This is a genomic window from Hymenobacter sediminicola, assembly GCF_014250515.1.
GTDB classification, from domain to species: domain Bacteria; phylum Bacteroidota; class Bacteroidia; order Cytophagales; family Hymenobacteraceae; genus Hymenobacter; species Hymenobacter sediminicola.
The window spans coordinates 551,696-574,231 of the sequence record NZ_CP060202.1 but is presented as its reverse complement, the minus strand read 5'-3'; the positions used below and the strand labels follow the sequence as shown (position 1 = coordinate 574,231).

14 protein-coding genes are annotated in these 22,536 nt (G+C 60.4%); 4 read left to right on the top strand and 10 right to left on the bottom strand.

The features are described 5' to 3' along the window. Positions 1-3: 3 nt before the first annotated feature. The 5 genes from H4317_RS02460 to H4317_RS02440 form a co-directional block, all read right to left on the bottom strand. Positions 4-411: a VanZ family protein gene (locus tag H4317_RS02460; protein WP_185888614.1), complete on the bottom strand. Its 408-nt coding sequence runs from the start codon at positions 409-411 to the stop codon at positions 4-6. A 25-nt stretch (positions 412-436) separates the two neighbouring features. After that, a complete protein-coding gene (gene gcvH, locus H4317_RS02455) occupies positions 437-817 on the bottom strand; it encodes a glycine cleavage system protein GcvH (protein WP_185888613.1) in 381 nt (126 codons plus the stop codon). A gap of 162 nt (positions 818-979) precedes the next feature. Next, positions 980-8,470 (bottom strand): T9SS outer membrane translocon Sov/SprA, encoded by a 7,491-nt coding sequence (gene sov / locus H4317_RS02450; RefSeq protein ID WP_260625787.1) that lies wholly within the window; start codon positions 8,468-8,470, stop codon positions 980-982. A gap of 38 nt (positions 8,471-8,508) precedes the next feature. Further along, positions 8,509-9,114: a Holliday junction branch migration protein RuvA gene (gene ruvA, locus H4317_RS02445; protein ID WP_185888612.1), complete on the bottom strand. Its 606-nt coding sequence runs from the start codon at positions 9,112-9,114 to the stop codon at positions 8,509-8,511. Between the two features lie 192 nt (positions 9,115-9,306). Then, complete coding sequence (locus H4317_RS02440) at positions 9,307-11,586, bottom strand: NADP-dependent malic enzyme (RefSeq protein WP_185888611.1); 2,280 nt, start codon at positions 11,584-11,586, stop codon at positions 9,307-9,309. Positions 11,587-11,854: 268 nt separating this feature from the next. Here H4317_RS02440 and H4317_RS02435 point away from each other — a divergent pair, with 268 nt between their 5' ends. Beyond that, complete coding sequence (locus H4317_RS02435) at positions 11,855-12,340, top strand: YdeI/OmpD-associated family protein (protein ID WP_185888610.1); 486 nt, start codon at positions 11,855-11,857, stop codon at positions 12,338-12,340. A gap of 4 nt (positions 12,341-12,344) precedes the next feature. Here H4317_RS02435 and H4317_RS02430 read toward each other — a convergent pair whose 3' ends face one another. From H4317_RS02430 to H4317_RS02415, 4 genes are all read right to left on the bottom strand, one after another. Then, positions 12,345-14,891 carry a TonB-dependent receptor plug domain-containing protein gene (locus H4317_RS02430; RefSeq protein ID WP_185888609.1) on the bottom strand — a complete coding sequence of 849 codons (2,547 nt, stop codon included), beginning with the start codon at positions 14,889-14,891 and terminating at the stop codon, positions 12,345-12,347. A gap of 145 nt (positions 14,892-15,036) precedes the next feature. After that, the gene (locus tag H4317_RS02425) at positions 15,037-17,907 is read right to left on the bottom strand and encodes a TolB-like translocation protein (protein ID WP_185888608.1); all 2,871 of its coding nucleotides are present in this window, start codon (positions 17,905-17,907) and stop codon (positions 15,037-15,039) included. A 132-nt stretch (positions 17,908-18,039) separates the two neighbouring features. Further along, positions 18,040-18,489 carry a DUF2141 domain-containing protein gene (locus H4317_RS02420; RefSeq protein WP_260625786.1) on the bottom strand — a complete coding sequence of 150 codons (450 nt, stop codon included), beginning with the start codon at positions 18,487-18,489 and terminating at the stop codon, positions 18,040-18,042. Positions 18,490-18,632: 143 nt separating this feature from the next. Then, positions 18,633-19,103 (bottom strand): Clp protease N-terminal domain-containing protein, encoded by a 471-nt coding sequence (locus tag H4317_RS02415; RefSeq protein ID WP_185888607.1) that lies wholly within the window; start codon positions 19,101-19,103, stop codon positions 18,633-18,635. Positions 19,104-19,243: 140 nt separating this feature from the next. On the opposite strand from H4317_RS02415, the gene H4317_RS02410 reads away from it, so the two are divergent. Beyond that, positions 19,244-19,951, top strand: coding sequence for a hypothetical protein (locus H4317_RS02410; RefSeq protein ID WP_185888606.1), 708 nt, complete (start codon positions 19,244-19,246; stop codon positions 19,949-19,951). 359 nt (positions 19,952-20,310) lie between these two features. On the opposite strand, the gene H4317_RS02405 is transcribed toward H4317_RS02410, so the two are convergent. Further along, positions 20,311-20,574, bottom strand: a complete 264-nt coding sequence (locus H4317_RS02405) for a hypothetical protein (protein ID WP_185888605.1) — start codon at positions 20,572-20,574, stop codon at positions 20,311-20,313. Positions 20,575-20,853: 279 nt separating this feature from the next. Here H4317_RS02405 and msrA point away from each other — a divergent pair, with 279 nt between their 5' ends. Both msrA and H4317_RS02395 read left to right on the top strand, forming a co-directional pair. Next, positions 20,854-21,537 (top strand): peptide-methionine (S)-S-oxide reductase MsrA, encoded by a 684-nt coding sequence (gene msrA / locus H4317_RS02400; RefSeq protein ID WP_185888604.1) that lies wholly within the window; start codon positions 20,854-20,856, stop codon positions 21,535-21,537. 162 nt (positions 21,538-21,699) lie between these two features. Beyond that, complete coding sequence (locus H4317_RS02395) at positions 21,700-22,500, top strand: PAS domain-containing protein (protein ID WP_185888603.1); 801 nt, start codon at positions 21,700-21,702, stop codon at positions 22,498-22,500. Positions 22,501-22,536: the final 36 nt, after the last annotated feature.

Here is a 22,536-nt window from a genome sequence, read left to right as displayed (position 1 = left end):
GGGCTATTCCCACCAACGGCGGCCGGCATAGGCCAGTAGCAGCCCAATAGCCGCCCCCAGTCCGTCGCTGAGGGCATCAGACCATTCGCCGTGGCGGCCCAGATTCATCGTCATTTGGAGTACTTCTATCAGCAGGCCAAACCCCACACAGGCGAACAGCAGCAACAGGTAGGCATGCTGGCGCAGCCAGGGCCACCGGGTCTGCCGACGTGCTGAGATGACTGCCAGTGCCGCCTGCACTACAAACACAAAGGCATGCGCAGCGGTGTCGAACGACAGCAACTCCCAGGGCGGCGTTACTGGCATGTCCTCGGCTGGTGTCAGGGTCAGTACCAACACCAGCGCCGCCCACGCCAGCGGCAGCCCCACCAAGGAGCGGCCACGTGGCGCGGGCGGCGCGAGTTCAGTCATTGTGCGTACCGCAGTAAGAGTTGGCTTATGCGCCTACCAGCTCACCATAGGCCTCTGCCGACAGCAATGCGTCGAGTTCAGCGGGGTTAGCAATAGATATTTTTACCATCCAACCGTCGCCATAGGGGTCAGAATTCACTGACTCAGGGCTGCCATCGAGGTGGTTGTTTACTTCCAGCACCGTACCAGAAATAGGGCTGAACAGGTCCGATACCGTTTTCACGGCTTCTACCGTGCCGAATACCTCGTTCTGCGCAATTTCCTTATCGAGCGTGTCGATATCAACATACACGATGTCGCCGAGCTCCTTCTGGGCGTGGTCGGTGATGCCTACGTAGGCAACGTCACCTTCAATACGTACCCATTCGTGCTCTTTCGTGTACTTCAGTTCAGCAGGCAGGTTCATAAAGTGCGGGGTTGGAAAGTAGGGGATAAACCGGGCAGCTTCCCGGTTGCTCAAAAGTACGCGGAAATGGCGAAGTGGTGAAATAGTAGCAGGGGAGTTTGATGGGTAACCAACGTTGGTGGACCATCAAACTCCCCTGCTACTGGTGGGTTAGCGTACCTGCTACTGTGACAGGCTGTAGCGCAGCTGGATACCGCCTTCGGTCGTCGAGTTCTTGAACGAGTTCTGCACGCGCGGGTCCGTGACGGTGCGTGAGAAGAAGAACTGCAGGTTCAGCCGCTGGTTCAGCACATAATCAATAGTAGGGCGCAGCTGCAGCTGGCGGGTGCCGTTGGTGGTAAGGCCCCGGGCCCGACCTACGGAAGCAGGATTATTCGAGGTAGCTTCCGACTCATCCACCACATCCTCAATCGTGCGCTGAATGGTGGTATTGTCGCGGATACTCAGGTCGAGGCGGGCGTTCAGCTCGTTGCGCAATACCCGCTGCTCGCCCCCAATGCGGAACGGCAGCCGCAGCCGGTTGGTGGCATAGCCGAAGCCGATGACCAGCTCCTGCGTGTGCAGCTCCGTTACCTGGGCGTTGGTGGTATTCAGGGCAATGGCGCGCTCAGTGCGCAGTTCCACGCGGCCTGTTACCTTCTCCAGCGTCTGGAAGTTGATGCCAATCAGTGGCGAAAGGCGCTCCGCAATGCTTACCTGCCCAATGACATAGTACGGAATGTACTGGCCGGAAGCGTTCGTGAGGAAGCTCAGCTCATTGTCGCCCAGCTCCCGGTTGTAGCTGGTATTAGTGGTGTAGCCGGCAATGTTGTAGACCGAAGCGTAGGCGTGCGTGATGGCAATGGAGCGGAAGTAGCGCTTCACGAAAGGCAGCTCAGCCAGGCCGTTGTACTGAATGTTCCAGTTCGGAATCGGAATTTTGGCGAAAGGCTTGAAGCCGTCGGCTTTGTAGCCATCCGATGACCGACCCTGATACGCATCCAGGAAGGCCGGTATCAGCACATCCTGCGAGTTGTAGCCGTAGGTGCCGGTGCCATTCGTATTGGCAGCGGACAGCCGCTGCTGCACAAAGCCACGGTTTTCCACAAACCGGTTGAAGGCCTTCGATATTTCCCCGTCCGAGGTCCGGTCGCCGAACAGCGTCTGGATACTGATAATGGACGTGCTGAACGAGCCGGAGCCCAACGGTTGAGTGGGAGCTAATTCGTCCAGTGGCCGGAGCGATACTTCATCAATAGCCCGGCGGTAGAACACCTCCCGGTTGCGCACCAGCTGGCGGCGGGCCTCCAGCTGGATATTAAAGTCGCGGAAGGGTTCCAGCGTAGTGCGGGCCGTCAGGTTTTCGGTGAGCAGGGAGCTGAGCGGCGTGTTCAGATAGTCGCTCCGGTCGGTGTACCAGCCGCGCGACGCGGCCCGATCGTACAGGGCATCCAGGTCGTATTGTTTGCCCAGCAGGAACGGAACACCCGGCGCGTCAAAGTCGCTGTTCAGGCCGAAAAAGCGAGTTTTGGGCAAATACCCCGGCAGCAGCGTACCATTGGAGCGGGTGTAGGTGAAGTTGATGGAGCGCGCCGTCATCAGGGAGCGGAGCACGGCTTTGAGGAAACGCAGTTCTGGTCCTTTGCTGGTATCGGCGGCCGGCTGGCCTGCTTCCTTGGCCTGCATACCCGCTTGGTCGATGGCCGAGCCCAGAGAGCGGCGGGCGCCTTTGGCATCCTGGCCGGGCGGCGGGGCATTGTTGATGATGTTAAGGAAGCGCACCTTGTTGTAGAGCTTCACCAGATCAATCTTGCCGTTGGCACTCAGCTCGCCATTGTTCTGGATGGTATTGCCCAGGTTCAGCTCCGTCGTGGTAGTATCGGTCGGGTCGGGGCTGCCGTCCACCAGATACCGCAGCGGTGCCGGCACCCGCAGCGCCGTGGAGGCCGCCTGCCAGGTATAGTTGGCCGCGTAGCGCGCATCCGCCGACAGCCAGTCGGTGAGGGGGAACTTGTCGAGTGGCAGGCGGTAGGTCAGGGCTACAGTCTGGTTGAAGTTGGTGGTGCGGCCCAGCTTAATCAGGTTGTCGCGCAGCATCTCGCGGTTGCGCTGGGCTTCCGGCGAGTCGCCGATGGCACTGCCCACGCCCTCGTCTATCACGGCCCGGTTGTTGGCAGTGTAGTCGAGTGTCAGGGCCTTCGTAATGGCCCACTGCATGTCGTAGATACGGTTGAAGTAGAACGACTTCTGGAACACGCCGGGAATGCCGGTTGTCACAGGAAGCTGGCCGGGTTCCAGCACACGCTGCAGGAACCGCTCGTTGTAGCGCCGGTCAATATCGGCGCGGAACGAGAAGCGCGAAGGCAACGGTGTGAAATTTACGTCCTGGAAAATCTTCAGGTAGGGGTTGTCCAAGGCCTTCACCTTGGCCAGCGGCGTGTAGCTCTTGGGCGTAATCTGGTACAGATACGCCAGCGCTCCGGTGTACGTACGGGTGTAGTCCCGGTCCGTGCGGATATCAGTGTGCGTGCGCTCTGTGATGGAGTAGCTGACGGCGAAGTTTTCGATGTCATACGGCATTGGTTTCTTCTCCGGGTTGGTGCGCTCCTTGCGCACGTTCAGCACGGATATGCTTCGGCTGGAAGTCTGGTCGATTACTTCCTTGCGGTACGCGGCTTGCTTCTCCTCGTCAATGGTGTTGTCGGACTTTCTAAACTTCTGCAACGACTGCTCCAGCTTGGTATCGGGGTCGAGCGGGTCGTATTGTGGCGCACGGCTTTCGTGGCCCGCCTGAATCAGAACTGGTACGCGCAGGCCCAGCTTCTCCGGGAAAAACTTGTCGGCGGCTATGGTAGCGTTGATGTCGCCACGCTTGATGTCTTCCAGGGAGCGTTGAGCCAGTTTGTCCTGCAGCCCGCCAAAACCAACCGACGTGTAGCTGCCGGTAGCCGTGATATTGGCTACATCGGCGAGCTTGGTATTGAAGCGCGCCGTAGCGGCCCAGCCGTTTTCCTTATCGAAGTCAAACACCCGGAACTCATCGGCCCATAGGCACATGCTCTTGGAGTTGCCGTCGTCGGTGGGATTGAAAATACCAATCATGGCCCCCTGCACCGCACTCAGGTCGGGGTTGCCGAACACTGTGATGCTGGCGCCGTTGGGGAAGGTTTTGGTATACGGACCAGCATAGCTGGCTCCACCAGAGTTGATAGCCGCGTTACGTTCGGCCTTCACGTCGATGAAGTCCTGCAGCGCCAGTTGAATCTGGTTGGCATCGGGCCAGATTTCCGACTGCGTGGTAGCGCCGGTGCGGGTTACGACCAGCGGCAGGCGGTACTCATAGTAGTTCTGGTTGTAGTCGGTGCCGAGGCGGATGAAAGCTTGCACGTCGCCGTCGCGCAGGTTAGGGTTTTCGCTTTCGGCGTGCAGGAACAGGCGCAGCTGCTTGTAGCGCAGCAGGCTCAGGCTCAGATTTTTGTAGGCCGCCTGCCCAAAACCGTCGCGCAGCTCTTCCACGCACAGGCGCAGGCTTTGCTCGTTCTGCTCGCGGTTTACGGTGCTGGAGCCGTACTCTTTATCGCGCTGGATGTTAGGCGGTAGCACGTACGGAATAGCGCCTTTGTTGCCGGGGCCGTTTTCCTCGATGCTTACCGTGCTGATGTTGAAGGCTGCTGCCGTTTCGCCGCAGTTGAGGCAGGGCTGGTTGGGCTCCGAAATCGGGCTCAGGTAGCGGCGCCACTGGTTGGCAATGAACTGGGGTTGCACCATGCGCAGCACCACGGGCTGCTGCCAGTCAGTGAGGTACATGCGCAGGAACCGGATGGATTTGAAGCCGAACGGCTGGCCGTCGGCGCTGCGCACATTGTTGTAGCTGCGCACTGGAATCCGGAACTGGTACCACGACACCTGGTCGCCTTTGATTGTGTTCGTGATTTTGTCGACCACGAAGTTGCTGCCCACGGCCAACTGGCCGTCGCGCAGCTCCAGCTGGTACTCGTAGTAGCGCTCCGTCTCCGAAATAACGTTGTCTCGGTTCAGGTCCTCCTTGTCGGGGAAGGCTGTGGACGAAAGCTGGCTATTCTCCTGTGAGTTGCCTTCCAGACCGTTGTACTGCTTATAGCGGCCCAAAATACCCACGTTGTTCTGGTCGTAGAACGGGTCGAGGTGGTGGCGGAAATTGTCGCCGGAAGGGTCGCCATAGGCTTTTCCGAAAAACTGCGACTCTTCCGTATCATTCAGACCGTCGAGGCCTACATCCTGCCGCGCACGGCCGCCGGGCGTGTTGCTGAACGCATCGGTCAGGAACTGCTGGCGCGAAACACGGCCCCATGCAGTATTGCGCGTATCATTCGGGTCGGCCGGATCTGTAACCGACAGGCCGTTTTCAAACTCATACTGGTTGTTGTCGCGCAGCACGTCTTCGCTCACGTTGCCCAAGTTGATGATGAGCCGCCCACCCGTGTCGTTGTTGACCGGAGCGTTTTCGCCATCAATAACCTGCCCTCTTACTCCTTTCAGGAACGGGTCCATCATCCAGAACTCCAGGTACTCGACGTTGGCGTTGTCGAAGTCGGTGTCAAAGGTGATTTCGCGTGAAATAGCACCGTAGTTCTGCTGCGGGTTCGGCAGCGTTCTGCCATCCGCCCCAATGTTGGGGTTGTAGTTGTACGGTCCGCGCTCCGATGGGTAGTAAGCCAGGTCCAGTGAGTACTCGAAGCCATTGCCGGAAGCACCTACGTCACGGTTCGGGAACACCTCAATCCGCTCGATGCCGCGCGTGTAGTGGTTGTCCAGATCAGCTACCCCGATATTGGAGGGCCGGCTGGGGCCATCGGTATAGTACGTCTGGTCGACGGAATACCACGCCAGCTTGGCACGGCGGTAGGCCGAGGTAATGTCGTTGACATCGAAGTTGGGGAAAGTACGCGGCGTGGAACCCAGCCGCCAGGCTACCGCCGAGTTCAGGCCACCCAACGTGTAAGGCGTGCGCGCATTCTCGAAGTCGTCCAGATACGATACGCCGTTTTCGCCGTTGCCTAGCTTCGACTGGCCGGGCAGCAGTTGCGCAAACTCGCCGCTGAACGCCACCGACGAAGGCTCCTTCGTCGAAAGGAAGGGCAGCATATCGAGGTACTTGGTGAGGGCGCGCGAGTCGCGGCGCATATTCACGTCGAAGCCGTAGAGCGTGTTGTTGCCCGGTTCGTCGCCGATGTTTACGCGGTTGATACCTGGCGCCTGGTTTTCGCGCAGGTGCAGAATCGTCGCGCCGAAGTTGACATCTTGGCTGAGGCGGTAGTCGAAGCGGGCCCCAAGTAGCTTGCGCGGCTGCACCTGTACCAGCGCATTTTTCTCGAATTCCACCCGCAGCTCGTTGGCCGAGTTGAGGTAAGCCGGGTTCAGGATTTTGACTTTGGCCTGGTCGTAGAAAACCTGGTAGTCGCGGCCTTCTTCCAGCAGCACCGAGCCGGCGCGCACCCGCACCGAGCCCTGCGCAATGCCAAGGCCGGGCAGCGTAATTTCGTCGGTAGCCGTGGCCTGGAACCGGCCGCGCAGCACAAACTTGTCCTTTTCGGTACGCTGTTGGGCGTCGCTCTGCACCTGCGTGTACAGCTCCTGGTACACGTACTTATCAATCAGCGGCTGCTCAGTCCCCGGATCGAACTTGGAGCGCAGGAACGACCCGAACGGCTCGACCAGTGGGAAGATAATCTTGCCCAACTCCGGGTCGATGGTGATGCCGGGGAAGAAGTCGAAGTTACCGTCGGGGTTCTGGTCGTTGTTGGGGTTCACGTTGTCGAGGTTCAGCACCTCAATCAGCGGAATATTCTGAATGATATTGGGCCGTCCGTCCTTGATGGAAATCAGGTCGACGCCCGTAATGTCATCCTTGTAAATAATCTGAAGCTGAAAATTGTCCCGGTTGAGCTGCGAAGCATTCAGTGGGTACACGTTCTTCATCATCAGGTCCCACGTCGGCAGATTGCGCGTCAGCAGGTTCTCGTTGTCAGGGTTCTGACCGGGGTCCGCAATACCTACTGCTGGATTGGTGGCTTTCAGCAGCTTCAGGAACACTACCTCGTCCTGGCCGCGGTTGCCGTAGTCGTCCACCACTTCCCCTACTTTATAGGTTTTGCCGTTGTACAGGTACTCATAGCTCACGCCCAGCACCTGCTCGGGCAGTAGCTGCGTATTCAGCGAAATGTAGCCCAGCTGTGCGTTGAAGGTATATTCCCGCTCATCAAGCTTACGAGCCCGCACGTGCTCAAAGTCCACGTTCTTTACTAGCGGCTGGCCTGCCACAGCGCCCCGGCTCAGGTAGTTGTCTACGGTCAGCTCGCCGCGGGCTTCGGCGTTGGTCGTCAGCAGCTGGCCCAGCTGGTTGGCGGCGTTGTTGACAGGGCTGGAAGGCAGCGTACCAGCGGCGTTGAGCAGGGGACGCCGGTATACGCGCTTGGCTTCGCCCAAATCCATGAGAGGCACCACGTTGCGCAGGTTGTCGCTCTGGCGGTTGTCGTTGGTGACGTACACTTCCAGGCGCCGGATTTCGATGCCGCTCTGCACCGTAGGCAGGTTGCGTAGGGCTTGGTCGTACCGGTCGCGGAAGAACTGACTCAGGAAGAAGTGCCGGTCCTTTTCGTACTGGCTTACTTTAATTTCGAACTGCCGGCTCTGGCCACCGTTCTGCACGCGCACTTCATCGGCCTGGCCGCGCAGGGTACTGGCCACGGCCGTCACGCTCATGCGCCCAAACTGCAGCTGCGTCTTCACCCCAAACAGGTTCTGGCCGCCCACAATCAGCGAATTATTGAGCGGCAGACTCACGTTGCCGAGCTCAATCTTGCGGATGATGTCGGTGTCGAAGCCCGTGTAATCGAGCTTCATGTTGTTTTCGAAGTCGAAGGCGGCTTTGGTATCGTAGTTGAACGTCAGGCGCAACTTCTCCCCTATCTGCCCGGTCAGGTTCAGGTTCAGGTTCTGGTCGTACTGAAAGTCGCCGATGCGCTGCTGACGCAGTGTCAGCGTAGGGTTCTGGTTGCGGTTGAAGCGGGCGCCCATGCGCAGCGTAACGGCACCAGCGGGCCGAATATCTACGTAAGAGCCACCAAAAATCCGGTCGGCCATAGGGCCGAGGTAGATTTTGGGAATAAGGCGCCTAGCCACGTCGGGGCTGGTGGGGCCTGTTACGCCTCCGGCCGAACGATTTCGGAAATAGTCCCGTATAGCCTGCTGTTGCTGCCAGCGCGAATACTCTTCGAACGTCAGGCGGCTGGGGTCCCGGAAGTCAAACTCCTGCCCCACCCGTTCCTCCACATCGAAGTATTGCAGGCTGTCATCAGGCGTCACGGTTTGCTGCACGTTGCCGGGCAGCGGCAGCACCAGCGGCGAGCGGCGGCGCTGCGGCGAAAACGGCGTACCGGCCCGGTCCTCAGGGTCTACCTTGGGGCGACGGCTGGGACGGTAGCGGCTGGTATCGGGCAGGGCCGTGCGCGGCGTGTCGGGCGCAGGCATGCGCCACGGCAGCCGGCCATGCTCTCCGGCTAGCGGCAACCAGGCCCATAGTTGTTGCAGATCGAAGGCAGAAGCCCCAACAGGTTCGGCCTGCGACCACCAAGCAATGAGCAACGACGCGACAACAACAACGGAGGCGGTGAGGGACTTCTTACCGGAGTTCAAGTGCTACAAATAAAAAAGGATGCGGGTGGCGCTAAACGCTAATTTGACTTAAGAGCAAACTTAATCAATTCCTCCACGCTCAGGTCGTTGCCGTGGCGCTGCTGAATCTGATCCAGGTTTTTCTCGGCTGCCGAGCGGGCGAAGCCCAGCGTTACCAAAGCCGACAACGCTTCGGAGCGGTTGGTATTGTGCGTGCGGGCCAGCGGCACGGTATCCACGCCGGCTTTGGCCAGCAATTCGTCTTTGCGGAGCTTGTCGCGGAGCTCCAGAATTACGCGCTGCGCTGTTTTGGGGCCGACGCCTTTAATGCTCTGAATGGCGCGTACGTCCTCGTTGACAATGGCTTGGCGGATTTCACCCACACTCATGCTGCTCACCATCACAATGCCTGTGCCTGGGCCAATGCCCGACACCGAAATCAACTGCATAAACAGCGCCTTTTCATTGGGGTCGAGGAAGCCGTAGAGCGTGTGTGCGTCTTCCTTGATGTGCTGAAACGTGTAGAGCTTGGCTTTTTCACCCTCAGCGGGCAGCTTGCTGAACGTGGTGAGCGAAATACGGACTTCGTAGCCGACGCCTGCCACATCCAGAATGGCTTGAGCGTGGTCTTTATAGGCAAGCTTTCCTTCGATGTAGGCAATCATGAGAGAGAGTTGGAGGCGGGAAAAACAGGAACTGCCGGGTGCATACTCGGCGGCGGAGAGGCAACACCGGGCAGGGCGTTTTCTATCCCAAACCAGCTAGCATTTTCAACTAAATATTTGGGCACTGCAGCAGCGGCTTTTACCGGTGTGCCTACGGCTCTGTGCCAGCAGGCCCACCGGTAAAAAGTGCCACTACAGGCCGCGGCTCACCTGGCTTTGCTGCGCGTCGACCACGGCAATGGAAGCCATATTCACGATTTCGCGGACGGAGGCGCCCAGCTGCAGAATGTGCACCGGCTTGCGCATGCCCATCAGCACTGGCCCGATTACCTCGGCGCCCCCAATTTCCTGGAGCACTTTGTAGGCAATGTTGCCGCTAATCACATTCGGGAAAATGAGCGTGTTGGCGCCGCCTTTGTCGGCCAGTTCCGAAAACGGGTACTGTTCGCGCAGTAGCTGCGGGTTCAGGGCGGTGTTGGCCTGCATTTCGCCGTCCAGAATCAGGTCGGGGTAGCGCTTTTTGGCCAACTCCGTAGCGCGGCGCGACTTATCGGGCAGCTCGCCGGGGTTGGAGCCGAAGTTGGAGTAGCTGATAACGGCCACCCGCGGCTCGGCGTCGAAGAAGCGCACAGCCTCGGCCGTGAGGCCGATGATGTCCACCATTTCCTCGGCCGTGGGGTCGATGTTGACGGTAGTATCGGCGAAGAAGAACGGGCCTTTCTTGTGCTGAATGATGTACATAGAGGCCACACGCTTCACGCCTTCCTCCACCCCAATCACCTGCAGCGAGGGCACAATGCTCTTGCCATAGTCTTTAGTGAGACCAGTGATGAAGGCGTCGGCCTCGCCGGTTTCCAGCATCATCGAGCCGTAGTAGTTCCGCTCGCGCAGCAGGCGGCGGCCTTCGTAGAGCGTGATGCCGCGGCGGCGGCGCTTTTCATACAGCAGGTTGGCGTACTCTTCGCGCTTGGCGTCCTCTTCCAGAATATCAATAATCTGGCAGCCATTCAGGTCGAGGTTATTGGCCTGCGCAATGCCTTCCAGCTTTTTGCGGTTGCCGAGCAGAATGGGCACCGCAATGCCTTCGTCGAACAGAATCTGGGCTGCTTTGAGGATTTTGTAGTTGTCGGCTTCGGCGAAGACCACCCGCTTGGGGTTGGCGCGGGCCGCCGACGTGATGCGGTTCATCAGCTTCTGGTTCACGCCGAGGCGGCCGCGCAGCTCGTCCTCGTAGGCAGTCCAGTCCTCGATGTTGCGGCGGGCCGAGCCGCTTTCCATGGCGGCTTTGGCCACAGCCGGACTTACCGTCGTAATCAGGCGCGGGTCGAGGGGCTTGGGAATGAGGTAGGTCCGGCCAAAGGCCAGCGTATTGTCGCCGTAGGCGCGGTTTACCATATCCGGCACGGGCTCCTTGGCCAGGTCGGAGAGGGCGCGCACGGCGGCCAGCTTCATAGCCTCGTTGATTTCGGTGGCCCGTACGTCCAGCGCGCCCCGGAAGATGTAGGGGAAGCCGAGTACGTTGTTCACCTGGTTGGGGTGGTCGGAGCGGCCGGTGGCCATAATCAGGTCGGGGCGGGTGGCCACGGCCAGTTCGTAGGCAATTTCCGGCGAAGGGTTGGCCAGCGCGAATACAATGGGGTTGTCGGCCATTTTCAGCAGCAGCTCGGCGGGCAGCACGTTGGCCGCCGAAAGGCCCAGGAACACGTCGGCACCTTCCATAGCCTCGGCCAGCGTGCTGATGGACCGGCTGGTGGCAAACTGCATCTGCAGCGGCGCCAGGTCGGTGCGGCCGGCATGAATGATGCCATCCTTGTCGAACACCACCACGTTTTCGAGCTTGAGGCCCAGCGCCAGGTACAGGCGCAGGCAGCTGATGGCAGCCGCGCCCGCGCCGCTCACCACCAGCTTGATTTCCTTGATGCTTTTGCCCACCACTTCCAGCCCGTTGAGCAGCGCCGCCGACGAAATGATGGCCGTGCCGTGCTGGTCGTCGTGCATGAGCGGGATGTTCATCTTCTCGCGCAGCTCCGTCTCGATGCGGAAGCACTCCGGGGCCTTGATGTCTTCGAGGTTGATGCCGCCGAACGTGGGCTCCAGCGCCTTCACGATGCGGATGAACTCGTCGGGGTCGGTGGCGTCGATTTCGATGTCGAAGCAGTCGATGCCGGCGAATTTCTTGAACAGTACGCCCTTGCCTTCCATGACGGGCTTGCTGGCAGCCGGCCCGATGTTGCCGAGGCCCAGCACGGCCGTACCGTTGCTGATAACGGCCACCAGGTTGCCCTTGGCAGTGTATTTATAAACGTCGTCGGGATTGGCAGCAATGGCCAGGCAGGGCTCGGCCACGCCCGGCGAGTAGGCCAGCGCCAGGTCCAGCTGGGTGCTGACGGGCTTGGTGGGCACTACCTCAATCTTGCCGGCAGGACTCTGGGAGTGGTAGTCGAGGGCGTCTTGTTTGTTGATTTTGAGCATAAGTCGGATTCCGGAGGGAATTGCCGCTGGGGCGGCCACGGATTAGGCAAGTTGGGGCCAAATCCGCCAGAATCAAAGTTTAGGAGGCATGCCGAGGACATAAATGCGCTGCATACAGATCAGCATAAAGCAGAACGTTAGCTGAATAAAACCCCTACCTCTGTTACACTTGCTACAAAAGAGCCGTAGCCTAGCCTGCTTACCAGACACCACTTGTTGCTGGGCTGGCTTGATCTGACATTACAGCCGGGCACTTTACTTTCACTGCATGGAAACCTCGCACACTTTTCAGGCGCAGCTGGAGGCCGGCGGCCCCAGCTTCATGCCTACCCAGATAGTAGTAGTGCCGCCGCTAATGGTGGAGGCGCTGGGCGGCAAAAGCGCGAAACGCGTGACAGGTACCGTAAACGGCCACGCCGTGCGGCTGGGGCTGCTGCCGCTGCCCGGTGGCGGGCGCTACCTCATGCTCAACAAAGACCTGTGCCGCGCCATCGGCATTCAGCTGGGCCAGCACCTCACCGTCAGCCTCACTCCCGACCCGGACCCCGACCACGTGGACCCGCCCGAAGAGCTAGCCGAAGCACTGGAAGCGTGGCCTGAGGCCGCTGCCACCTTTGCCGGGCAGACAGGGGCCATGCGGCGGGCCATGGCGCAGCACGTAGCCAGCGCCAAGCAACCCGAAACCCGCGCCCGCCGCGCCGTGGAGCTGGCCGAACGATTGGCGCTGGGCCGGCACCCGTTTCGAAAACTCTAAGGTATTAGCGGGGCGTGACGCGCAGGGCCGACGCGCCCAGCGCCGGCTGGCCGGCAGCCCCAATGCCTTCGGCGCTGACGCGGAAGGTGCCGCCCTGGTCGGCAGTGTAGAAGGTAAAGCGGGCCGTGCCGGACGCGGAAACGGCCAGGCGCGGCAGCCAATAGAGCGTGGTAGCGCGCGGGTCGGGGCGAGCAGCAGCCGGGGCTTTTTCGTAGCGCGGGGCATAGAACTCGCGGGCCCGGTAGTAGGCCGGCAGCAGGCGCGTTACGATGCCCGCAGCGGGCTCCTTGCTGTAGTCGTAGTCGGGGTTGCCGGTTTTGGTGAAAACGGCAATGGCCCCAGCGCCGCCCCGCATGCCGTATATGGCAGCCGAGGGGCCTTTCAGCACTTCAATACGCTCCACAATGGAGGGCGAAATTCCCATCAGCGCATCCGCATCCGACAGCGGCACGCCATCCAGCAGAAACAGCGGCTGGCTGGGTCCCGACAGGCTGGTAATACCCCGTATCAATACGTTGTAAGAAGAGCCGCTGCGGGTTACTTGCACGCCGGCTACGCGGCCCTGCAGCAGCTGGAAAATATCAGTGTAGGCATTGGCCTGCGGAATGTCGCGCAGATTCAGTACCGCGCTGGGGTTGCTATGAATAGAGCGAATGTCACGCGCGGGCTCTGCTGGTCGGCTTCCTTTCACCGTGACGTTGCGGAGCTGAATACTCCGGCTCGAATCGGGGCGGTATTGCTGCTCCAGTACCTGCTGGCGGCGGCTACGCTGGGTGTAGGCCGCTACTTCGGGAGCAGCTGCGGGTACCAGTAGCGGCAGGGGTAGCGGTTTAGCTGGCAGCGGCCATAGCTCATTCAGCTGCACCAGCACGTTGCTGCTGCCTTTCTCGGTGCGGGCCTGCACTACCACCTTCGTTGAATCTTGGCCGCTGAAGCCCATAAACAGGAATTGCCCCTGCGCATTCGCCTGGCCGGTACTTACGCTTCTGCTTGGTTGTTGCAGCAGCGTCACGCTACCGTTGGGCACGGGCTTCTGATTGGCGCGCACCAGCCGGCCTCCCAGCGAAAGGCTCTGCTCAGGCAGAAACTGGTAGTTGGCTACGGGCGAAACGTCCTGCAGCAGCTCCCGCCACACAAAGCGGCTCCAGCCCTGCGTCAGCAGCAGCTGGTCGAGGGCCAATCGGGTTTCGGGTGTGGAGTTGCGGAAGTAGTACCCAGGATTTTCGACGTAGCCTTTCAGCTCCGAGGTCAGCAGCAGTTGCGACTCGATGGTAGCATCGGTGGTAGCAGTAGCTGGCAGGCCTGCCTCACTGGTTACGGCCAGCGACAACTCGGCGGCGGCCGGCGCTCCGTCGGCCGTGCGCACTTCCACATCCACGGTCACGGCTTCGCGCGGGCCGTAGCCGGACTTATCGGGGCGCACGGTTACGCGTAGCGGGCGGGCATCGGGTACAAACGCCAGCCGTTCGGCGCGAGGCTGCTGCTGGTCATCGAACAACGTGAGGTGCAGCACGCCGGCAGGCATCTTGTCTTTGGGCAATGAAGCCGAGAAGGTTTCGTCGGCCTGAATCTGCCCCTGCCCCATATACACCGGTGTGCCACGCACATGCGCCAGCAGCCTAAACCCGGCAGGTTTTGCCGATGTCCCGGCTGCCGCCCGGTGCCGGATAAATACTTTCAGCGAGTTGCCGGCTTCCCGCGTGTTCATCACAAAGCCATCCGGCAAGGCAGCCGGCAGCGGGTAGTCGGCGGTGGCGCCGGTTGGCAATACGACGCGGGCGTGGTAGCGGCGGCCAGGGGCCGGCGTGAAGTTGAAAGAACTCATGCCCAGGGCGGGCGTACTGAAGCTGGCTTGCACCTGGTTCTGCTCATCTAGGATTTCGCCGCGCACGGCTAAGCCAGTGCCGGTGGCATCCATGGCCTTCACTCCTACTACCGTAGCCAGACCGGCCACGTAGTCGCCGCCTTCCGGAAAAAACTGCACGTCGGGGCGCAGGGCAGCGGCTGGCCGTGCCGAACTACGGCGGGCGGAGGTTGTTTTGCCGGCCGGGGTGCCCACCTCATCAGTAGCCGGTGAAGCCATTTGCCATACAGGAAGACGGCGCGAGAAAAACAGCTGCTCCCCGGCGTTGCGCATCCAGGAGGTATAAGCGCGCACCGTATACACGCCTTGGGCCAGCGTATCGGGCAGGGCCAGGTCGCCGTGGGCCAGGCCACCGCGCAGCGCCAGCGTACGGCGCAGCAGTACGCGGCGTCCGGAAGGACTTACTACATCTACATACAGCACCCGGCTGAGCGAATCGAGCCGGTGGTAGCGGGCATCGGCCACGTAGGCTTTAAACCACACGGTTTCGCCGGCGGCATAGGCAGCTTGGTTGAGGTGCAGGTAGCTGACTTCAGGCTGGGCTTCGGCATAAAACGCCAGCAGGCGCTCCACCAGCTTTTCAGCCGGATCGGCGGGAAGCCGAAAAGCAAGACTAATAGCAATAACGGAAGTAGTGGTGGCACCTATAGTCAGGTAACGCAAGGCAGGAATAGGCGGAAATTTCACGGGTATCAGTAAGAATTAAGTAGATATATAGTCGGACACTGAGGTAAATGTATCACCAAAAGCCGCCTGTACTGGCAGTAGTGGCTTACCCCATGAGAAACACCCCAGCCTGCGCACCCGTTTCGCGACTATATGAGGCAGACTCCTACAGCCGGATGCTGAAAGCCAGCGGCTCCAGAATCAGTTCATTGGTGTAAGTGTTCACCACCAGCCGCAAGCCAGCTTCCAGCGGCGTACGCAGGCGCAGCACATTGAACAGTGCCGCCACATCGAGGCCCACATTGCGGTAGTTACCGGCCCCAGATATACCCGCGCTGCGGCCCTGCGCTACATCCAGAAAGGTAGTGGCCCGCAGCCGCTGCACGTACAGCACCCGCCCCACTGACCAATGCGGAAACGCCAGCGGCAAATAGTAGTCTACGGAGGCAGCCCGCAGCCTATCAAAACTCACGTAGCCCTCACCACGCGGAAACGACACGGCCGAAGCAAACTGATACTGGCTCTGCTGCTGATACTGGTAGCCAGCGCGCAAGCGCAGCGCATGGTGCTTGGCCAGGCCGGGCAGAAATACACTGCCTTGCGCCCCCCACTGCCGCGCGTCCAGCCCGGTCCTGAAAGGCGTAAGCCGCGACGTGAGCAACAGCGTGCCGCCCAGGCATGGGGCCACGTCGCGGGCACTTTGCTTGAGCTGAGCCACGTAGCTGAGCGTGGTCTGGAGCGCATGCACGGGCTGGTCGGGGCCGGGTTCGGAGCGGAAGCGTACCGGCAGGTCGTAGCCGCTGACTCGCTCGTGCAGGTAGTAGCTGCTTAGAGTGAGGGCCGAGAGCATCCGGGAGCGGGTGAGCGTGAGCGGCAGGCGCAGGCCGGTAGTGAGGCGGGTGGCCTGCCATTGGTCGCGGAGCAGAGCACCGTTGCGGCGGATGGTCACGTCGCGGCCGCCGTGGCTGATTTCGGCATCGAGCACCGGATACTGGCCCTGGTAGCTGAAGCCGCCGAATACGGCCGCTGTCCGCTCGTTCTGGTCGTAGCTGACACCCGCAATGGCTTGCGTGGTGCTCAGCACGTCCTGCGACCGGACGCCCAGACTCACGCTGTTGCCGGTCGGGCTTTGCACCACACCCCAGCTGAACACGTTGAATGCATTGCGCAGCACCGAATACGGCCGCATCGGATACCGCGCCACCGAGTCCTGGCGCGACGCCACGCCCAGCAGCGGCACCACGGCCGCCGCGCCCGGCTCCCGCGCCGCCAGCGCCGCAGCGTAGGGCTGCACCGCATCGGCCGGAGCGGCCGGCACCGGCTGCCAGGCGGCCGGGTTCAGGGGCATTTCTACTACGCGTGCGCCGGTGGCCCGGTAATCGTGGAAAGCTAGCCGCTGGCCATCCGGCGAAACGGCCGCCTGATAGGCGCCCAGCGGCCTCGATGTTACTTGAAATACCTGCCCGGTAGTAACGTGCACCGCATAGATGTTATCAATACCCGACTGCGGCGAGTTGTACAGCACATAGTCGCCCCAGGGCTGCGGGTTGGTCAGGTTGATGTTAGCCACGGGCAGCAGGGGCCGCGTCGTGCCGGTAGCCGGCTCCAGGACCTCGATGGTTTTGCCGCCCGGCTTGAGCACTACGGCTGCTATGTGCTGGCCATCGGGCAGAAAACGGGGCTGCAGGTACAGGTCGTTTTGCGGGTTGGGCAGGGTCTGGAGTACGGCACCGGTGCCGGCATCCAGAAGGTGCAGCGCATGGTGGTAGGCTGTATCCGTTTCCACGGCCACCAGCCGCTGGCCATTGGGCGAGAGGGCCGCGGCCGTGTAGCGGTGGTGGCGGCCGAGGCGCGCCACGCGGCGGGTCTGCAGGTTCAGCACGCGTAACTCGGAATAGATGCGCTGGCCCCAGCGGGCGTCGGGCTGCAACTCCGGCCACACGGCTTTGCCGCCGCCCACGCTTAGCAACTCGGGTAGGTTCAGCAGGCCCGGCACATGGATTTTTCGCTCTGTGCCGCGCCGGTCCAGCAGCACCAGCTGCGCAATGTCGCCGAGGCCGCTTTTCAGGGCCAGCACCGTGCTGTCGTTCACGTATTGCGGGTATTGGTACTCGGTGAATACCTTGCCTTGGTACTGCCCGGCCAGTTCCTGCGCCTCCGTCAGTTGGAGGGTGCGCTGCTCGGCCCGCCAGGTCGAGTCCAGTTCCTGCACGGTGCGCTGGTACAGGTCTTCCACACGCAAACCCGTGGTGCGCTTCAGGCCATCGGAAAACGAAAACGGGTAGAACGGAAAGCGGTAGTAGCGGGTCAGGGCCCGGTCCCAGACGTCGGGGCCGTAATGAGCTTTGGCGTAGGAGGTCAGGTAGTAGCCGAGCACGTACCAGTTGGGCACCTGGTCACGCAGGGAGCCATTGGCGGCTTTCTGGTAGTTGTAGAAGCGGCCGGAAAGCAGGTTGGCGCGCAGGCCCACGCCAAACTCCGGAATCCGGCCCCGGCCACTGCGCGTGAGGGCCGTTTCGGTGCCCACGGCGTCACCCTCAAAAAACCACTGCGGCACGCCTACCGCCGCCACACCCAGTGCTCCATCTCCGAGCAAGGGGCTCAGGAAACGGCCGATTCCCTGCCGGCCCTTCTCAAACTGCCCCACGTGCCGATACTCGTGCACCACCAGCCCATCCAGCCAATCGACAGTGCCGAGGCCCATGCCCTGCTGCGGAGTGATGAAAAACTCGGCGTGGCGCGGCAGAAACGTCACGAAGCCATTGCTGACACTAGTACGCGTCTGCATCACCACCGAAATGGGGCGCGGACTGACGCTGAGCGTAGCCGCGCCGGGGCCATACACTTGCTCCAGCCGGGTAGCTGTGCGTTGCGCCGCCTCTTCCAGCCCAGCCGGGTACAGCACCCGAAAATGTGGCGTGCTCACCTGCTGCCAGCGCAGGGCCGGCGGATTCTGGTCGAGGATGGGCAGGCTTTGGGCGTGGCCGGCCACGGCCGAAGCCAGGGCCGCCAGGGCGGGCAACAGGAGCTTACGCATGTGCTGGGAATGGACGAAGTGCAAGAAACCCCGTCGGCATGGAAAAGCCAAAGCGAATTTCCGGCGTGGCCTGATAGAAGGCGGCAAACCGGAAATCCGCTTTGGCTTATACTGATGAAAAAGTAACGGCGCTTACTTGGTCAGGACGATGCTGACCACTTTGCCGGGGCCGGCCACCACAAACTTGCACTCGTTGAAATCGGGTGGGGCCATTACGGGGCGCACGTTGTTGGAGAAGGCAAACGGCTCGGTCGGGATGCCCACGAAATTCTTGTCCAGCTTGTCGTTGTTGTTCATGTCCTGCGTGATGGCCACGGCCCACTCGCCGTGCGGCAGATCAACGGGCAGCGTAATCTGGCGCTGGCCGCCAGGCTGCACCACCTTCTTAAACGCATAGCCTTGTGGCTTGAGAAACTGGTCGCGCAGGTTGTAGAAGTAGAGCTTCACTACCGACTGCGAGGAAGCCAGCGCCGACACTACCACCGTTACGGAAGAAGTTCCCGTCGGATTTCCGGCTACTACCGGCGCGGCGGCCAGCATGCTACATCCGCCAAACACACAGGCAAGCGTTAAGAATTTCATAAGCAAACGATTAAGCGAATGGAACAGTGTAGGGCCAACACCCAGTTCTGCTGAAAAAGTGCCACTTCTAATGTAAAAGCCGGCCGCAGCGAAAGGGGACCATCAAGATACCGAGAAATACTGTGGCGCGCTTCCTCTGTTTGCTATGCTGCCGATGGTTTGAGCAGCGGCAGCAGCACCTCGAATGTCAGCCCAAACTCGGCACCCAGTTTGGCCACAGCCCCGTTGGGCAGTGCCAGCAGCGGCGGCAACAGGTGCAGGGCTTCTATTTCAATGGTGCCCATTTCGCGGGCTACGCGGCCGCAGTTGCTAAAAGCGTGTTCTAGCTCTTTGGTCAGAGGCAAGCTGCCACTGGGCGGCGGCTCTTCCGGTGCTAGTTGGTATGCCGCTATGTGTGCTTCCAGGCACAGCCCAAACAGCTGTGGACTCACCAGCAGGTGGTCGAGCACGCGGGCAGCCGACGTCGTGGGTTCGGCCAGAACAGCCATCAGCAGATGCTCGGCACCCACAAAATCGTTGCGTGAGCAGATGGCCACTTCGCGGCTCTGGCTGATAATATGCTTTAAGCTTTCAGAAAGGAAGGGCGTTGAACGGCGCTTGGCGAAAGGCCACATAACTTTCTTGGTTTACTTTTTGCGCTCCGGTTAGCCGATAACAGCTCCGCCGTAAGGTAAAACGGGCGAGGCAACTTCATCGGCTTTCCCCTCATCTATTTCCTAACCTGTTTGCTTTCACTCCTACTTCGTAGCCTCGTATGCCACGCTTTGTTTACTGTTTTCTGTTAGCCGGCAGTCTGCTGGCTGCTACTGCCTGCACCCGCCAGGCTTACACGACCAACACGCTGGATGCGCCGGCCCTCACCGCGCACCGCACGGTAGCCATTATGCCGTTTGAAGTGGAACAGGACCGCCTTCGTCTGCGTGACATCCGCTACGCCGGGCCGAATCCGAGCGAAGAGGACGTGAAAAAGCATCAGCAGAACTGGACGGCGGCACAGCTGCTGGAGCGGCGCAACTTAGGCTATCAGTTGCAACAGCAAGTGCAGGACCAGCTGCAGGCCCAGCAACCCGGCAATGGCTATACCGTGCAGTTTCAGGATGTACGCGAAACCAACAAACGCCTGCTGGCGGCTGGCATCACCTACGAGAACCTGCCCAACCACACGATGCAGGAGTTGCAGCAAGCCTTAGGAGTCGATGCACTGTTGTCGGGCCAGACGCTGCTCTACCAACCCATGCCCAACGGCATCAATCTGGCCGCCCGCATCCTGCTCAACGACGGTGTTACGGCTGGTCTGCCCTCCAATACGGCTACTACCAACCTGATGCTACATGACTGCCGCAACGGCCAGCTCACATGGCGCTTCGACTACGAGCGCGCCGGTAGTGCCTCCCTCAACCCGGAGCGCCTCAGCAAAGACCTAGTGAAAGCCGCCCGCCGCAGCTTTCCGTACCGGCGCTAAACTGGCGTTACATCCACTGGTAGATCGGGAGAAAGCAACGGCATACCGGCAATCCGGGGTGCCGTTGCGTGATCTTTCTGTGACGAGCTTGCCTTTGTACCGGCAAATTCGTTGTTTAAGAGAGAGTTTCACGCTACTCCTCAGGTATGCAAATACACCAGGTAGCCGGCCGTCTGGCCCGTGGCTGGTACTACTGCCGCAAGTAGTCCTGCTTCCCTGCGCGTTTCCGACTCTGTCCCATTTTCATGGGATACCGGGCTTTGTCTCCTCTACTGTTTCTGCTGTCAACCAACTGGCATTGCCGTGCATCAACGCGTGCTGCGGTAATTCCAGCTTGTTTTTGTCTGGCGCGCATCAGCTTACAGCTCCCATTCTCCCAGGTCTTCGCTGCGGGCTACGTGATAAATCTCGTCGCAGAGCATTTCAATCTGGTACGCATTGGTATTCGGGTTAAGTATCCAGTTGCTGATAGCCTGGCAATAGGCTTTCAACATCTCGCTCTGGCCCAGCTGATGCACATGCTCCTTATGAAAGCTGCGCAGGTGAGCTGCCGTTTGCTCCCGTACCCGCGGACTGTCGGCAGCCGGCAATCCGGTACTCTCCAGCGGATCTGAATTTGACATAATCAATATTAATTTGAAGAAAACTGTGTTACGACAGATAAGTAAGCAGGGTTATCAACTGTTGGGCTTACGCTGAAAACATTCAGCCAAGCAGGCTCTTATGCATATCTGCTTCCTTGGCGGCTCAAGTTCAGGCACAGGGCCTCCAAGGGCTTGTTGGTTGGGCTTGCCGGCCTGGAACGGTTCAGCCTCCAATACTTGTTTCGGGCTCAGCATACTACGTCCGGCAGCAGGTGCACTACGTAAGTTGGTCCGTTTTCACTCCCTTCCCTATTCCCAATGAGTTCGTTGCTAAAACTAAAATCCTACATTCTGGGGCTGCTTCTCCTGACAGCTGCCTGCTCGCAGCAGCGCCCCGCCGATGCCCAGACGCTAAGCCGCTCTACGGCCGGCGGCCTGCCCACCGATACTCAGGCCAAAGGGTTGGCGGTAGCTACACTGGCGGGCGGCTGCTTCTGGTGTACCGAGGAAGTATTTGAGGAGCTGAAAGGCGTGAAATATGTGGTATCAGGCTACGCAGGCGGTAAGGAGGCCAACCCTACTTACGAACAGGTAGGCAGCGGCCGCACCGACCACGCCGAAAGCTTCCAGGTGTATTACGACCCGAAGCAAATTAGTTACCAGCAGCTTCTGGATGTGTTTTTTCTGGCCGGCCACGACCCCACCACTCTCAACCGCCAGGGTCCTGATGCGGGGGCACAGTACCGCTCTATTGCCTTTTACCGCACGCCGCAGGAAAAGCAGCTCATCGACGCCACTATCCGGCGCGTCAACGCCTCCAAGCACTACCCGAATCCTATTGTAACGCAGGTGGCGCCCTTCACTAAGTTCTGGCCCGCCGAAGACTATCACCAGGGCTATTTCCGCCTGCACGGCGACAACCCCTATGTGCAGTCTGTCTCGACTCCGAAGGTGCTGAAATTCCGCAAAGCCTTTCCGCAGCTTCTCAAAAATCCGCTGTAGCCCCGCATTGTCTTCCACTGAAAATCGGTTGCCTTGTGTTGTTGCGGCCGGTTTTCAGGCAATGGCTGCTCTATAGTCAAGTACAGGTATACCGCCGCCCCTATATTCCTTGCAGTTGCCGTATCTTTCGTGCCTGCTCTGCCTGCCCCCTGACACACCCCTATGCTCTGGTCTGATATCACTGAAACTGCTGCCGCCCAAACCCTGATGCGGGAGTTGCAGCCGGTACCCATGCTCGATGCGCTGCCGCACTTGGCCTGGCTTTCCACGCCTGATGGCACCGTCATTCATTGCAATAAGCGCTGGCACAGCTATACTGGAGCGCCTGCCAATGCCCTTGCTGACGGCGGCTTCGTGGAATATCTGCACCCCGAAGACCGGGCGGAAGCTGCCGAAGCCCAGTTGCGCCATTTGCCTAATGGCAAAACCATGGAGCTGCATCTGCGCTGGCGTGGCCAGGACGGCCGCTACCGCTGGTACCTCGACCGGGTAGTACCGCTGTATGCCACCGGTGGCCGTCTGCTCGGCTGGCTGGGCACCTCCACCGACATTGATGAGCAGAAGCGCACTGAAATTCAGGAGCGCCGCGGCCGTGAGCTGTTTGAGTTGATGGCCCGTGCCACCAACGACCTGATGTGGGACTGGGATATGACTTCGGGCCGCATGTGGTACAGCGAAGAGTTCTGGCAGATGGTGGGCTACCCACCCCGCCCGGACACCGAGACTGTCTCGTTCTGGCTCAGTCTCATCCACCCCGATGATTTGGAGCGGGTGACCAACGGCGTGCAGGACGACCTGACGACCAGCGCCAAGCTGCTGGAATCTGAATTCCGGCTGCGGCGCTCCGATGGCATATACCTCACCATTCAGGACCGTGCCTGCGTTATTCATGATGCCACTGGCCTGCCGGTGCGCATGGTAGGCGCTATGCGCAATATCTCGGCAGAGGTAGCCGCGCACTAGTTAGTAGCTACTGCAAGGCTGGTACGGGCACCTGAT